Consider the following 14775-nt stretch of genomic DNA (forward strand, 5'->3'; position numbering starts at 1 on the left):
GTCCGTTTCGGTTTCAGGCTCAAGGCCTATTCATATTCTTCTTCGATATGGTCAAGGTCGCCAAACTTGGTGTAGTTCCCGTCAAAGAACAGGCGTACGTTGCCCACCGGGCCGTGACGCTGTTTGGCGATAATGACTTCTGCGGTGTTATAGACGTGGTTCAGGCGATCCTGCCACTGGGAGTAACGTTCGCCGAACTTGTCGGTAGCTTCTTCCGGACGTTGTGCCGGTTCTGCACGTTCGAGATAATATTGTTCACGGTAAATGAACATCACAACGTCGGCGTCCTGCTCGATCGAGCCCGATTCACGCAAATCCGACAACTGCGGACGTTTGTCTTCGCGCTGTTCGACGGCACGTGAAAGCTGCGACAGGGCTAGAACCGGAACTTCGAGTTCCTTGGCGATTGCCTTTAGCATACGGGTGATTTCGGAAACTTCCTGTACGCGGCCATCGCCGCGGAAGTTGGTTGGCGGTGCCAGAAGTTGCAGGTAATCGACGACGATCATCGCAAGGCCGTGCTGACGTTTCAGGCGGCGGCAACGTGTGCGCAGGGTCGAAACCGGAAGAGCCGGCGTATCATCGATATAAAGCGGAACGGTATTGAGTTCCTGAGTGGCAACCACAAGACGCTGGAAATCGTCTTCGTTCAAATCGCCGCGGCGCATGTTGTCGCCCGAAACCTCGGCCGCCTGGGACAGAAGTCGCCCAGCCAGCTGTTCTGCCGCCATCTCGAGCGAGAAAACCGCGACAGCGCCGGTCTTGAGTTCGTCGCCCGCCTCGGCACCGGTATTTCGGTTCTGATGCGATGCAATGGCGGCGTTAAATGCCACGTTCATTGCAAGCGCGGTTTTACCCATTGATGGACGTCCGGCAAGGATCAGCAAGTCAGAAGCGTGCAGACCGCCAAGCTTACGGTCGATATCGCGAAGGCCAGTGGTTACACCAACAACCTTTCCGGCATTTTTATAGGCGTGTTCAATGTTTTCGTATGCCTTGGTCAGGGCAGGGCCGAATGCAACGAAACCGGATTCAGCAGCACCCGCCGTCGCCAGAGAGAAAAGTTTCTGTTCGGCTTTCTCGATCTGGTTGGCGGCGTCAGTTTCGATTTCGTAGCGATAGGCCTCGTTGACGGTGTCTTCGCCGATTTCAATCAGTTCGCGGCGCAGATACAGGTCGTATACCAGTTTGCCGTAATCGCCGGCATTGATAACCGAGACAAGGTTGTTTGACAGTTCGGCCAGATATTGCGCGCCACCGATTTCAGCCAGATGTTCGTCCTGCCGAAAGAACGCCGACAGGGTCACCGGGTTGGCTAGCTGACCGCGTTCGATCAATTTGCCGCAGGCTTCAAAAATACGGCCATGGCGGGCGTCCGCGAAATGTTCGGGACGCAGAATATCTGAAACGCGTTCGTAAGCGGCGTTATTGTTCAGGATGGCGCCAAGGAGTGCTGCCTCTGCCTCGAAGTTATGAGGCGGAGTCCGTTCGAGCACCATTTCAGTGTTGCCACCGTGGTTTTCTTCGAGGGGTGCGAACAGGGCATCTAGCTGGGGATCAGTCATGGCGTAAAAAGGTATCAGTCATCTTGTTGGGCTGAAAGGGTTAATCGGTATAACTCATAGCCGGTATTCCGCAAGCGCAGAGGTCGCCTTCGGTGTAAAAAGCTGAAATATATTACAAAACCATAAGAAAACGGCGCATCCTTGCGGATACGCCGTTTCCAAACTGGCTTTGAATGGAAGGCAACGATTAAACGTTGGCTTCTTCTTCGCCTTCAGCTTCGTCAGCAAAGTCTTCCGGAACGTCTTCTTCGAAGAGTTCTTCAGCAGCTTCCAGAGCTTCTTCGGCTTCCATTTCGTCGATGGTGCCCAGAACGGCGCCGCCCTTACGAAGCTGCTCGACGGCATCTTCTTCGGAACGTGCGACGTTGGCGGTCACTTCAACGGAAACTTCCGGGTGCAGGTTGATTTTGACCTGGTGCAGACCAAGGGTCTTGATCGGCTGATCAAGAACGACCTGGGTGCGTGCAACGGTAAAGCCTGCTTCGGTAACCGCGTTCGAGATATCACGTGCGGTAACCGAACCGTAAAGGTGACCAACATCGGATGCCTGACGAACGAGGGTGACAGCAACGTCGCCCATGTTCTCGGCAACCGCTTCGGCTTCTTTGCGGCGGTCAAGGTTGTCAGCTTCAAGCTGTGCTTTTTTAGCTTCGAAAACTGCCAGATTTGCTTTGTTTGCGCGAAGGGCCATGCCCTTCGGAAGCAAACGGTTGCGGGCATGGCCCGGCTTGACGGTGACTACGTCACCCATCTGACCGAGTTTTTCTACCCGCTGGAGCAGAATAACTTCCATCACCGATCCTCCTCATTGCTACGGGTCATCGGTTGTTTCCCCCGCAGCCTGATTAAATGCTCAACAATTCCAAGTCCCGTGATCGCGATAAACGACCATGTGGACAGAACCGCGACGATATAGAATACCGTCAGTATCATACGTTTTTGCGGCCAACGGGCTGCCTGCCCGTGCACCAGTGCCAATCCCTGCATCAGGAACGGCACTGCCAGCACCACCGCGACGTTTCGCGCCACATAGGCCAAAGATCCATCGGCAAAGCCGACCAGAAATCCAGCCAGGGCGAACGCAAACAGTGACCATCCAGGCAAGGCCATCGAGGCCAGATCGGGCGACGGACGCAAATTGCGACCGGACCGCACCAGAATTGCCTGTGCGATCGCAGCATTGGCAAACAGCATAAGAAGCCAGCTTACCGCCACAATCGCCGGGAAATACGTTTGGAACATGTCGATGATATTCTGAAGTTCGGGCGTCATAGGGACCCCCATTTCTGAATACATCTGACCCAGGAACTGCGAAATGAATTCCTGGATGTCCAAACCTTCCGCCGTTACGCTGCCGGTGATGACAATCATCACCATTGCAATCATGACGGCCATGGCGCTTACCACTATTCCGGTCGGAACAAAGCCCGGTTTCCCGGTTTCGTCCTTGCGGATGACCAGCGCCAAGCGGGTCAACAACATCGCCGGTCCGGCAAACACGACCATAAAGACCGTGAAAGGCAGCAGTCCCCCCAGTAGAACAAGGGCACTACATGCGGCAATTGCCGCAACCAGCAGGCGTTTTGGACCTTGCCACAATCCGATAAGAAAAAGTGGCAGGTGCCCGAAATATGAAAGCAACAGAGCCAGCGGATTACCTGACAATACAAGCAGGAACAGGACAGAACTGCCCAAACCTGCACCGACTGCCATTAAAATGTTACGCGACATCAGTTACTCCAGGCCCGAGACCGCAAGAGGGTCTCTTGCCGACTGCCTCAGACCTGATCTGAATACGGCAGCAGCGCCAGGAAACGGGCACGTTTAATGGCTTTCGCCAGTTCGCGCTGTTTCTTGGCCGAAACCGCAGTGATACGGCTCGGAACGATTTTGCCGCGTTCGGAAACGAAACGCTGCAGCAGTTTGACATCTTTGTAGTCAATCTTCGGCGCATCCGCACCCGAGAACGGGCAGGTTTTGCGGCGACGGAAAAACAGACGACGTCCAGCCATAATAAATTCTCCTCGCTATCTGTTAGCCGTGCTGACGGGGACCGCCACGGCGATTACCGCCACGGCCGCCGCGCTCGTCGCGGTTACGCAGAATGGCTGACTGTTCTTCTTCGAACTCTTCAACCTTGACAGTCATCTGACGCAGAACGTCCTCGTTCAGGCGCATCTGACGCTCGTATTCCGCAATCGTGGCGTTGTCGGCTTCGATCTGGAAGAGAGTATAGTGACCTTTGCGGTTCTTCTTGACACGGTATGTCAGGGAACGCAGGCCCCAATATTCGGTTTTGGCAATTTTGCCACCAAGACCTTCAACGGTCTGGGCCAGTTTTTCATTCAGGGCTTCGACCTGTGCGGTCGAGAAGTCCTGACGTGCGATAAACACGCTCTCGTACTTATTCATAATACTCCTATTACTCCTTTTGGCTTGTCTCTTCCTCGCATGACCTCGTGCCATGCAGGCATAGCCGGGCAACCCCGGCAAGGAGCCGTGAGACGGCGGAATATACACTTTTCCACAGGGCATGCAACCGTAAATGCCCCATCAAACTTCTGCTGAAAACCGCGCGAAACCTGCCATCATGAACGGTATGGGGATTGATGGTTCTTTAATAGTGGTAAACCGCAGAAAACCGACCTTTTGTGTCATTCAGTGCAGAATTGAATAGCATTTGTATATATCAGGTTGGATGCTTGATGCTTTGCGGGCAAGAACGCGCCGGAAGCAAACAGGCCACGTTGCACTGCGCAACAAGGTTTTGTTTTCGGCGTTTGGCAAGTCTGTTACCTTTCGGGGCAACAAAGCGACGGAAAGTCGCATGACAATGTCGTCTGTTCTTGACACAGGGCTTGCGGGCAGTATCAAGGGTAGCTCGAAAAAAGGGATCTGACCGAACCGGGTCCTTACGAAAGCAGACAAGGGTAAATTACACATAATGACACGCGCATTCGTTTTCCCCGGTCAGGGGTCGCAAGCGGTAGGTATGGGCAAGGAACTGGCAGATGCATTTCCGGTTGCCCGCGAAGTTTTTCAGGAAGTTGATGACGCTCTTTCGCAGAAACTCAGCACCCTGATGTTCGAAGGTCCTGAAAACGAATTGACACTGACGGAGAATGCGCAGCCTGCTCTGATGACTGTCAGTCTTGCGGTTACCCGTGTTCTTGAATCCGAAGGCGGTTTCAAGCTTGCTGATAAATGTGATCTGGTTGCGGGCCATTCGCTGGGTGAATATTCGGCCCTTGCAGCTGCGGGCACCTTTGGGATTGCAGATGCGGCTCGCCTTCTGAAAATTCGTGGGCAGGCGATGCAGGCCGCTGTGCCGGTTGGTGTCGGCGCGATGGCAGCTCTTCTTGGGCTTAACTATGTCGACGCCGTTGCTGTTGCCGAAGAAGCTGCGCAAGGTGATGTCTGTACCGCTGCAAATGACAATGCCGACGGACAGGTTGTTGTTTCGGGCCATAAGGCGGCCGTTGAGCGCGCGATCGAGATAGCCAAGGAAAAGGGGGCAAAACGCGCTGTTTTGCTGCCGGTGTCGGCACCGTTCCATTGCCCGTTGATGCAACCGGCTGCAGACCGTATGGCCGAAGCACTGGCGTCTGTGGCGATGAATGCCCCCGGTAAACCGGTTGTCGCAAACGTGATTGCGGAAAAAACTGCTGATCCGGAAACCATTCGTAAACTCCTTGTGGAGCAGGTTTGCGGAACCGTGCGCTGGCGTGAGTCTGTTCTTTATATGAAAGAGCAGGGTGTCACCGATCTGGTGGAGCTGGGCGCGGGTAAAGTTTTGAGTGGTATGGTTCGCCGTATCGACCGCGATCTTACCGGTTTGGCCGTTAATGGCCCGGCCGATATCGAAAGCTTCCTCGGCACGCTTTAAGCGTTGCTCGAAACAGACGAACCCAAAGGGATAGATTGATGTTTGATCTTGCAGGCAAGACCGCACTTGTAACCGGCGCGACTGGTGGTATCGGCGGTGAAATTGCCAAAATTCTGGCTGCGGCCGGTGCAAAGGTTGCTCTTTCGGGCACGCGCGTAGAACGCCTTCTGGCTGTTGCCGCAGAAATTGGTGAAAATGCTGTTGTCGTTCCGGGTAACCTTTCTGACCCGGAATCGGTTGCAGGTCTGATCAAGGATGCCGAAGAAGCCCTTGGCGGTCAGCTTGACATTCTGGTCAATAATGCCGGTATTACCCGTGATCAGCTCGCGATGCGCATGAAAGACGAAGACTGGCAGGCGGTTCTCGATGTGAACTTGACGGCTGCTTTCAAGCTTGCGCGAAACGCGTTGCGCGGGATGATGAAACGCCGTCATGGCCGTATTATCAATATTACCTCGATCGTTGGTGTGACAGGGAATCCGGGCCAGACCAACTATTCGGCAGCGAAGGCCGGAATGATCGGATGGTCAAAATCCTTGGCACAGGAAGTTGCATCGCGCGGAATTACTGTTAACTGTGTTGCACCGGGGTTCATTACCACGGCGATGACAGACGAGCTTGATGACGGACAGAAAGAAAAGCTTCTGGCCAATGTTCCTGCCGGGCGCATGGGGGAAAGCAAAGAGATCGCAGCAGCGGTTCTGTATCTGGCAAGCGACGAAGCCGCTTATGTCACGGGGCAGACCTTGCATGTGAATGGCGGAATGGCGATGATTTAACCCGTTGCGGGTTGCTTGCTTTTCTGTTTAAAAGAGGCCGCTATAGAAAATCACGAAACCGGCAATTGCGGTTGTCGGATTCCGGTCCTCGCAAATTCCTTCAATAGGGGGAAGGCGCGAAGAACCAATCAAAACCAACTGACAGAAAACCTATTGAAGGATTTGAGCTATGAGTGATGTCGCAGATCGCGTGAAGAAGATCGTTGTCGAGCACCTCGGTGTCGAGGAAGACAAGGTCACCGAAAACGCAAGCTTCATCGACGATCTGGGCGCCGACAGCCTGGACACTGTCGAGCTGGTCATGGCGTTTGAAGAAGAATTCGGTTGCGAAATTCCTGATGACGCAGCAGAAAAAATTCTGACCGTTAAAGACGCGATCGACTTCATCGAAAAGGCGAACGGCTAATCTTGCCGTGAGACATGGGCGCCAGAGGGCATCCTCAGGCGCCCTTTTCGTCTTTGCTGTATTCATAAAATAAAGGCGTAGTGCGGGATGAGACGCGTAGTTGTTACCGGTATTGGTGCTGTTACTCCGCTTGCCAGCGGCGCACAGAACACCTGGCAGAAATTGCTGGACGGCCAATCCGGAATCAAAAGCATCGACACTTTCGATGTGTCCGATATCCCGGCCAAGATCGCTGGCCTTGTGCCGCGCGGTGTGGGTGACGGACTTTTCAACGCGGAAGATCATGTCTCGATCAAAGACATGAAAAAAATGGACGATTTCATCGTCTATGGTGTTGCCGCTGCCGATCAGGCACTGGCCGATTCCGGCTGGAAGCCCGAAACTGATGAAGACCAGGAAAATACTGGTGTTTTGATCGGTTCGGGTATTGGTGGTTTGCCGAAGATCTCCGAAGCCACGGAGCTGGTGAATAACGGCAAAACCCGCCGTGTCAGCCCATTTTTCATTCCGTCCTGCCTGATCAATCTGGTTTCCGGCCAGGTTTCGATCAAACATGGCCTTAAAGGCCCGAACCATGCTGTCGTTACGGCATGTTCAACCGGTGCGCACGCCATTGGCGACGCATCGCGCATGATCATGCTGGGCGATGCCGATGTTATGGTTGCCGGGGGGGCTGAAGCCGCTGTTTGCCGGTTGGGTATGGCGGGCTTTGCGGCGGCGCGTGCCTTGTCCACCGGTTACAACGATACCCCGACCGAAGCATCGCGCCCCTGGGATCAGGGCCGTGACGGTTTTGTCATGGGGGAAGGTGCCGGTTGTGTGGTGCTTGAAGAATACGAGCACGCCAAAGCCCGTGGCGCTAGAATCTATGCCGAAGTTGCCGGTTATGGCATGTCGGGTGACGCTTATCACATCACGGCACCTGCCGAAGACGGCAATGGTGGTTTCCGTTCGATGCGCAATGCCCTTCGCAATGCGGGCGTTAACCCGGAAGACGTCGATTATGTGAACGCACATGGTACGTCGACTCCGTTGGGTGATGAAATCGAACTCGGTGCGGTAAAACGTCTGTTCGGGGATTCGGTATCGAAACTTTCGATGTCCTCGACCAAATCGGCAACCGGCCATCTTCTTGGCGCAGCAGGTGCGATCGAGGCTGTGTTCTCGATCCTTGCAATCCATGAAGGTATTGTTCCGCCGACCCTTAACCTGCGTAATCCTTCCGAAGCTTGCCTCGGAATTGATCTGGTTCCGCTTGAAGCGAAGAAACGCAAGGTCAATGTCGCCCTGTCGAACTCGTTCGGCTTTGGCGGTACCAATGCTTCGCTGGTCTTCAAAGGCGTGTAAGACAGCAGATTCAACCTGACAGAGGGAAACCCCTTGAAGCGTTTTCTGCTTGTTCTTGGCTTTTTATGCATCACCGCCGCGCTCACCATTGGTGGGGCGGCGGTGTATGTTTATGTGCAGTATACATCGCCCAGCAAGCTGGCGCAGGGCAGTGATATTGTCATTCCGCAGGGTACCGGTGTTCGCGGGATTGCGGACATCTTTCGCCGCCAAAATATTATTCAGGAACCGCTTGTGTTTCTGCTTGGTGTCCGCATCGCCGGTCTTGATCGGGCATTGCGCGCAGGAGAATATCATTTTCCTGCGCGTGTCAGCCCCAAACAGGCCGCAGAAATTCTTGCGACCGGTGATACTGTAAAACGGTTTGTGACGATCCCTGAAGGGCTGCGCTCAAGCGAGATCGTCACCCGTATCAATCTTGTAGATGGTCTCATTGGTGAAATTTCTGATGTTCCGCCTGATGGTATGCTTCTGCCAGAGACCTATCAGTTTTCGTTCGGTGATACGAAACAAAGCATCATTGATCGTATGGCAGCAGCACATGATGCGCTGGTAACCCAGTTATGGCCGGGACGAGAAGCCAATCTGCCGTATGATACCATCGAAGAAGCGATTGTTCTGGCATCGATTGTAGAACGGGAAACCGGTGTTGCTGCGGAACGTCCACGTGTTGCGGGGGTTTTTGTCAACCGGCTCAGAATGAATATGCGTTTGCAGTCCGATCCGACGGTCGCTTATGCAATCAGCCCGGATGAACCGCTTGACCGTGCCTTGACGCGTGCTGATTTGAAATTCGATAGTCCCTACAATACTTATGTGTCATCCGGGTTACCACCGGGACCGATAACAAATCCTGGACGTGACGCGATCTATGCCGTTTTGCATCCTGCCGAAACTGACGAGGTTTATTTCGTCGCGGATGGAACGGGCGGTCATGCCTTTGCCCGGACTTTGGACGAGCATAACCGCAATGTCACGCGTTGGCGCCGCATCCGGGATCGCCAATAAGTAACTGGTTATCCCCGTTTTTATTGACGCGGCTGTATATGTTCGGACGTTGATGCCAGTCTTTGGCGCGTTTGGCTTTTCGATGCCTTTCGCGGGATGCGCGATGCCGCCATGTCCAGCAGTGATTGAGGGACCATTTTCAGAACACCAACCAGAATGTTCATTTGCCAGGGAAAGGCTATCATTCCCTTGTTCTTCGACAGGCCTTTATCAATCTTGATTGCGGCCTTGTCGGCCTGCATGAAGAATGGCATGGGAAAGTCGTTGGCATCGGTAATGCGGCTTTTGACAAATCCCGGACAAATCACATTCACCTTTATCCCGAAGGGGGCAAGGGCACCCCGGAGTCCTTCACCATACGTCCTTACGGCGGCCTTGCTGGCACAGTAAGCCGGGGCGGACGGAAGACCACGCCAAGATGCCTGCGATGAAACCAGTGCGATCTGGCCGTGCCTACGTGCGGACATGAAGGCGATGGCAGGATCAATCGTGTTGAGAACACCCGCAACATTGGTTGCAAAAATATCGCGTACCTGATCGGGGTCTTCACCCTCGCTGCCGGTTCCGGCTGAAATACCCGCATTGGCGACAATCAGGCTCAGCGGTGTAATCTGGTCGCATTTGGTAACATATTCAGCCATCGTTTCGCGTTCGGTCACATCAAGCACATCGGCAAATACATTTGCCCCTGCAGCGCGGCATTCATTTTCGACCAGTTTCAAACGTGTTTGGTCCCGGCCGCTGATAAACAGGGTGACCCCGGTGCGGGCATAGTGACGCGCAAGGGCGGCCCCGATGCCCGAGCTGGCACCGGTAATCAGGATGGCGTGGTATTGCAGTGACATGGTTGCTCGTGATCCCGTTGGACGTGTTCCGAATTGTTCGCGCGGAACATGGGACAGCATTAGGGCAGCATTATGAAATGCGGGCAATAACTGTCTGTCTTGATGATCGATCATCAAACGACAATCCCTTGGCGCGCCGAGGCACAAACGTTATAAACGGGCAACCGACAATTCAGACTGGATAAGAATATGACCGTATCAAGCATGACCGGGTTCGCCCGCACCGACGGCGGTGCAGAAGGCTTTGGCTGGACCTGGGAGCTTCGCAGTGTCAATGGCAAGGGATTGGACGTTCGTACGCGCCTTAACGGTGGCTTTGAACGTCTGGAGCCTGTTGTACGAGACGCCGTTGTCAAACGGTTCAAGCGAGGCAATATGGGGGTCACGTTAAATGTTGTCCGCCCCGGGGAAACCAGTGCCTATCGCATTAACCGCGATCTACTTGCCGAATTGGTTGCGCTGGCCGAGGAATTTGATCGCGCCAGTAGCCTTTCGGCCGGGACGATTGCAGATTTGATGAATGTGCGTGGCGTTCTTGAAGCGGTCGAACATCAGGAAGACGACGACAGTCGCGAAAATCTGGATGCCGCGATTCTTGAAAGCTTTGGCGAGGCGCTTGATCAACTGGCAGCACATCGTGCCGAAGAAGGGGCGAAGCTTGACGAAATGCTGCGTGGTCATATTGATCGTATCGAGGAAGCCGTCCTGAGAGCTGAAAATTGCGCGTCCGTTCGAAGCGATGCGATCAAGGCAAAGCTCAAGCGTCAGATCGATGAGCTGATGGAAACAGACAAGTTCGATCCCGAACGGCTTCATCAGGAAGCAGTTTTGCTTGCGACCAAGGCGGATGTTCGGGAGGAAATTGATCGACTTAAAGCCCATATCATCGCCGCACGCGACATGATCCAAAAAGGCGGTGCGATTGGCCGTAAACTTGATTTCCAATGTCAGGAATTCAATCGTGAAGCCAATACGCTTTGTTCCAAGGCGAATGATATTGAACTGACCAGTTGCGGCATGGAGCTTAAGGTCATAATCGATCAACTGCGCGAGCAGGTTCAGAACGTTGAATAAGGACAATCCGATGACGGATCAGGCAAAACGTCGTGGTGTGATGCTGGTATTCTGTGCCCCTTCAGGGGCAGGGAAAACCACGATCACACGCCAGATTTTGGAAAAAGACAGCCAGATTTCTCTTTCGGTTTCTGCGACAACACGTGCAGCGCGTCCGGGCGAGGAAGAGGGGATACATTACTTCTTCAAGTCCGTTGATGCCTTCAAGCATATGATCGCCGATGATGAATTGCTGGAATGGGCGGAAGTGTTTGGCAACTATTATGGCACGCCTAGCGGCCCGGTCGAAAAGGCGCTTTCCGAAGGCCACGATGTTCTGTTTGACATTGACTGGCAAGGCGCGCGGCAAATACGTGAGAAGGGTGGGGATGATGTTGTTTCTGTTTTCATCCTGCCGCCCTCGTCGGCCGAGCTTGAACGCCGTCTTCGTGACCGGGGACAGGATGCTGATGATGTGATCATGAAGCGTATGGCAAAAGCCGGTGCCGAAATCAGCCATTGGGAAGAATTTGACTATGTTCTGATCAATGATGACCTTGAACGTTGTCTTGCCGATGTACAACATATCATTGGTGCAGAACGCGTTAAACGCGAACGCCAATCCGAACTCCCGGGGTTCGTTAAAAAGCTTTTGACAGATTGATGATCCGAAATGGTCGCCTGATCAGGCGGCCATTTCGTCATGAACAAGTGTTAGTCGAACGAAATCGGCTACACTTAATTCTTCGGCACGTGCTGTCTCGGTAATTTGTGCACGTTCCAACAACATTCCGACATCCATGTTCAATGTCTTCAGGCTGGCGCGCAGCATCTTGCGCCTTTGGCCAAAGGCTGCCTGTGTGATCTTGCCCAGACTGACAAGATTTACAGCTTTGCCGCGATCTGCTTTGGGACGCAGTTGAACGACAGCTGAGGTTACCTTGGGCGGTGGGGTGAAGGCACTACGGTGCACATCAAAAAGTATCTGGCAGTCACATAAATACTGACACAGGACCGAAAGGCGGCCATAGGCCTTGCTTTTCGGGGCGGCGACAACGCGCTCTGCTACTTCTTTCTGGAACATCAAAGTCAGGCTGGCAAACTGATCAATCTGCATCAGCCAGCCCAGCAAAAGTTGCGTGCCCACGTTATAGGGAAGGTTGGCGACAATCTTTCGCGGAGCCGGGCCGAGTGACGTAACATCAACGTCAAGCGCATCCCCATCGATCACATGAAGCGCCCCCGGATAGTGATTGCTGATTTGTTCAAGAACCGGTTGGCAACGGGGATCACGTTCGATAACCGTCAAGTTCTTTGCGCCATGATAAAGCAAGGAGCGCGTCAGACCGCCGGGACCTGGACCGATTTCAATTACTGTTGCGTCATTCAGTGGTGCGGCCGCGCGCGCGATCCGCCCGGTCAGGTTCAGATCAAAAAGGAAATTCTGGCCAAACTTCTTTTGCGCGGACAGTCCATGCGTTGCAATGACGTCGCGCAAGGGGGGAAGCCCATCATTGGCAAGGCTGGCGGTTTCGTCTTTCTGGTCTGACACGATGTCAGGCTCCTTGTGAGGCAGCGTTGCCGGCTACTCGTTTATGTGCCATCTCAGCCGCCATTTTGATGGCCGCGATCAGGCTGTCAGGCCGTGCGATGCCTTTACCTGCGATATCAAGAGCCGTCCCGTGATCAGGGGACGTTCTGATAAAGGGCAATCCTAGCGTGACGTTCACACCGCCATGGAAATCAAGTGTTTTGACCGGAATCAGAGCCTGATCATGATAGGGACATAGGGCGACATCGTAGTTTGCACGTGCCTCGGCATGGAACATGGTATCTGCGGGGAGGGGCCCAACGACATCAAACCCCTCATCCTGCAATGCCTTTATGGCAGGGCGCATTATCCTGATTTCTTCGTCGCCCATTGATCCATCTTCACCTGCATGCGGGTTTAAGCCGGCAATCGCAAGCCTTGGTTTTTCCAGACCAAAATCCCGTTGCAACGACTTTGACGTGATGCGGACCAATTGTTTGATCATTTCACTGGTAAGTTGCTTTGGCACTTCCGAAAGGGCGATGTGGATTGTCATCGGTACGACGCGCAATTGACTATTGGCCAACATCATAACCGGGATGGTGCCCGGACCACAAAGCTCTGCCAGAAATTCGGTATGGCCGGGATGTTTGAAACCGGCCTGATAAAGCGCGCTCTTCTGGATCGGGTTGGTTACCACAGCACTTGCTGTTCCTGATCGCGTCAAGTTAACGGCATGGGTAATGCTGTCTATGACAATAGATGCGGTTTTGCTGGATGCCGTTCCATGTTTGATATCTTGTGCTGTGCCGGGAATTTCAAAAACCGGAAGGGCGTCCTCGAAGAACTTACCTGTTTGGCTGACCTCGTTTATCACCTTGGTTTTTACCCGCAGCCCAAGACTTTCGATGGTTTGATCCATGATTGTCTTGGGACTGAGAATGAAAAATGGAGGAAGTACATGGTCTTTGCGCGACAGCCACGCCTTGAGGGCGAGCTCCGGGCCGATGCCGCCCGGTTCTCCCAGTGTCATTGCAATCGGCTTGATGTTGCTCATCGGCTGGCGTCCTTTCCGGATTACATCCGGATATCGATAAACGCATTGCGGCGCAATTCACGCAGTTTACGGCGCGCCAGAATTTCGAGGCGTTCCATTTCAAGACGTTGGCGTATGCTTTCCCGATCCGGAAGAGTACTTTCTTCTGTCTTGTCGCAAACCATGACAAGCAGGGCACCGCCATCAACCTTGATCAGATCGGAAATACCGCCTTTATCCAGATTTGCGACGGCATTGCGTACAGGTCCTGCAAGATCGTTTGGTGATATGCCTTCGGTCTTTCCGCTCATGTCCGAACCAAGGTCAACCGCGACATTTGCCAATGATTGGCAACTATCGGCAGTTTCTTTGGCATTTTGCAGGATACCAAGTTTGGAGTTGACCTCATCTTGAGGCGTGTTGGCTGCAATTGGAACAAAGAGCTGATATAGATCAAGCCGGACATCTGTCAGGGCATTGGCATCTCCCCGACGGCGTTCAAGCAGTTTCAGGATGTAATATCCGCGAATGGTTCTGATAGGATCACTTACATCGCCCGGCTGCATCTGGTTAATGGCCTGCTGCAATTCTCCGGCCATTTCACCGGAATAAAGCCAGCCCAGGTTACCACCGTTTGCTGCACTTGAGCTTGCCGAAAACTGTCTCGCCAGACCGCCGAAATTAGCCCCCTGTTCAAGGGCCCGGATCACCTCGCGGGCATTCTGGTAAACTTTGGTTTCGTCCTGCGGATTATCGACAGGCAGGAAAATTTCCTGAACATTGTTACGCGGCTTGCCCTGGTTGCTGCGAATACGTTCGAGGTTGTCATCAATTTCTGTATCGGAAATCTCGATTTCGCGACGCATGGAACCCAAAAGTTTCTGCCATGCAATTTGGGGACGGATCTGGTTTCTTATGGTTTCTGGTGCGATACCATTCTGAGCCAGAAACTGGTCAAGCCCACCCGTTGGCAATCCTGAATTTTGCTCGATCAGGGTTTTGGCGCGATCAATATCTGCGTCCGTCACCTCAAAGCCGCGACGTTCAGATTCCTGCAGTTGCAGCTTTTCATTAATCAACTGCTGTAAAATCTGTGGTGCCATCTCCTGGCTTCGTTGCGGGCTCATCGGAATATTGGAAGAGGCAGCGACAAGCTTGATACGTTCTACCAGATCGACCACCGAAATCGGGGCATCATTGACGACAGCTGCGACGCCGATCGTGCTTTGAGCTCTTGCTGTCGATATCGAAACAGCAGCAAAAAGCATGACAGCAATTGCTGCGACGAGATGAGAAAGTCTGGTGCTATGCAAAGTTAT

16 protein-coding genes are annotated in these 14775 nt (G+C 53.4%); 7 read left to right on the forward strand and 9 right to left on the reverse strand.

Features of this window, described 5'->3' with window-relative positions:
• Positions 1-26: 26 nt before the first annotated feature.
• The 5 genes from BC440_RS20090 to rpsF form a co-directional block, all read right to left on the reverse strand.
• Positions 27-1565, reverse strand: coding sequence for a replicative DNA helicase (locus tag BC440_RS20090; protein ID WP_071241145.1), 1539 nt, complete (start codon positions 1563-1565; stop codon positions 27-29).
• 187 nt (positions 1566-1752) lie between these two features.
• Positions 1753-2358 (reverse strand): 50S ribosomal protein L9, encoded by a 606-nt coding sequence (rplI, locus tag BC440_RS20095; protein WP_007090357.1) that lies wholly within the window; start codon positions 2356-2358, stop codon positions 1753-1755.
• Positions 2358-3296 carry a DUF2232 domain-containing protein gene (locus BC440_RS20100; protein WP_071241146.1) on the reverse strand — a complete coding sequence of 313 codons (939 nt, stop codon included), beginning with the start codon at positions 3294-3296 and terminating at the stop codon, positions 2358-2360. Before BC440_RS20100 ends, rplI begins: the two co-directional genes overlap by 1 nt.
• A gap of 47 nt (positions 3297-3343) precedes the next feature.
• Positions 3344-3577: a 30S ribosomal protein S18 gene (gene rpsR, locus BC440_RS20105; RefSeq protein ID WP_007090355.1), complete on the reverse strand. Its 234-nt coding sequence runs from the start codon at positions 3575-3577 to the stop codon at positions 3344-3346.
• A 22-nt stretch (positions 3578-3599) separates the two neighbouring features.
• Positions 3600-3977 carry a 30S ribosomal protein S6 gene (gene rpsF, locus BC440_RS20110; protein WP_007090354.1) on the reverse strand — a complete coding sequence of 126 codons (378 nt, stop codon included), beginning with the start codon at positions 3975-3977 and terminating at the stop codon, positions 3600-3602.
• A gap of 532 nt (positions 3978-4509) precedes the next feature.
• On the opposite strand from rpsF, the gene fabD reads away from it, so the two are divergent.
• From fabD to mltG, 5 genes are all read left to right on the forward strand, one after another.
• Entirely contained in the window at positions 4510-5451 is a 942-nt protein-coding gene (gene fabD, locus BC440_RS20120; RefSeq protein WP_071241148.1) for an ACP S-malonyltransferase, read from the forward strand.
• A 38-nt stretch (positions 5452-5489) separates the two neighbouring features.
• Positions 5490-6230, forward strand: coding sequence for a 3-oxoacyl-[acyl-carrier-protein] reductase (gene fabG / locus BC440_RS20125; protein ID WP_071241149.1), 741 nt, complete (start codon positions 5490-5492; stop codon positions 6228-6230).
• Positions 6231-6399: 169 nt separating this feature from the next.
• On the forward strand, positions 6400-6636 hold the full coding sequence (locus tag BC440_RS20130) for an acyl carrier protein (protein ID WP_007090351.1): 237 nt from the start codon (positions 6400-6402) through the stop codon (positions 6634-6636).
• An 87-nt stretch (positions 6637-6723) separates the two neighbouring features.
• Positions 6724-7983, forward strand: coding sequence for a beta-ketoacyl-ACP synthase II (fabF, locus tag BC440_RS20135; RefSeq protein ID WP_037990093.1), 1260 nt, complete (start codon positions 6724-6726; stop codon positions 7981-7983).
• 33 nt (positions 7984-8016) lie between these two features.
• Positions 8017-8991 carry an endolytic transglycosylase MltG gene (gene mltG, locus BC440_RS20140; RefSeq protein WP_071241150.1) on the forward strand — a complete coding sequence of 325 codons (975 nt, stop codon included), beginning with the start codon at positions 8017-8019 and terminating at the stop codon, positions 8989-8991.
• A gap of 20 nt (positions 8992-9011) precedes the next feature.
• Here mltG and BC440_RS20145 read toward each other — a convergent pair whose 3' ends face one another.
• Positions 9012-9836, reverse strand: a complete 825-nt coding sequence (locus tag BC440_RS20145) for an SDR family NAD(P)-dependent oxidoreductase (protein ID WP_007090348.1) — start codon at positions 9834-9836, stop codon at positions 9012-9014.
• A 189-nt stretch (positions 9837-10025) separates the two neighbouring features.
• Here BC440_RS20145 and BC440_RS20150 point away from each other — a divergent pair, with 189 nt between their 5' ends.
• The gene (locus tag BC440_RS20150; protein ID WP_071241151.1) at positions 10026-10910 is read left to right on the forward strand and encodes a YicC/YloC family endoribonuclease; all 885 of its coding nucleotides are present in this window, start codon (positions 10026-10028) and stop codon (positions 10908-10910) included.
• Positions 10911-10920: 10 nt separating this feature from the next.
• Positions 10921-11553 (forward strand): guanylate kinase, encoded by a 633-nt coding sequence (gene gmk, locus BC440_RS20155; protein ID WP_071241152.1) that lies wholly within the window; start codon positions 10921-10923, stop codon positions 11551-11553.
• Positions 11554-11574: 21 nt separating this feature from the next.
• Here gmk and rsmA read toward each other — a convergent pair whose 3' ends face one another.
• The 3 genes from rsmA to BC440_RS20170 are packed head-to-tail and all read right to left on the reverse strand — an operon-like array spanning position 11575 to position 14769.
• Positions 11575-12441, reverse strand: a complete 867-nt coding sequence (gene rsmA, locus BC440_RS20160; protein ID WP_071241153.1) for a 16S rRNA (adenine(1518)-N(6)/adenine(1519)-N(6))-dimethyltransferase RsmA — start codon at positions 12439-12441, stop codon at positions 11575-11577.
• A 4-nt stretch (positions 12442-12445) separates the two neighbouring features.
• Entirely contained in the window at positions 12446-13477 is a 1032-nt protein-coding gene (gene pdxA / locus BC440_RS20165) for a 4-hydroxythreonine-4-phosphate dehydrogenase PdxA (protein ID WP_071241154.1), read from the reverse strand.
• 20 nt (positions 13478-13497) lie between these two features.
• Positions 13498-14769 (reverse strand): peptidylprolyl isomerase, encoded by a 1272-nt coding sequence (locus tag BC440_RS20170; RefSeq protein ID WP_278371521.1) that lies wholly within the window; start codon positions 14767-14769, stop codon positions 13498-13500.
• Positions 14770-14775: the final 6 nt, after the last annotated feature.

It is taken from the genome of Thalassospira sp. MIT1004 (genome assembly GCF_001858545.1).
GTDB lineage: Bacteria > Pseudomonadota > Alphaproteobacteria > Rhodospirillales > Thalassospiraceae > Thalassospira > Thalassospira xiamenensis.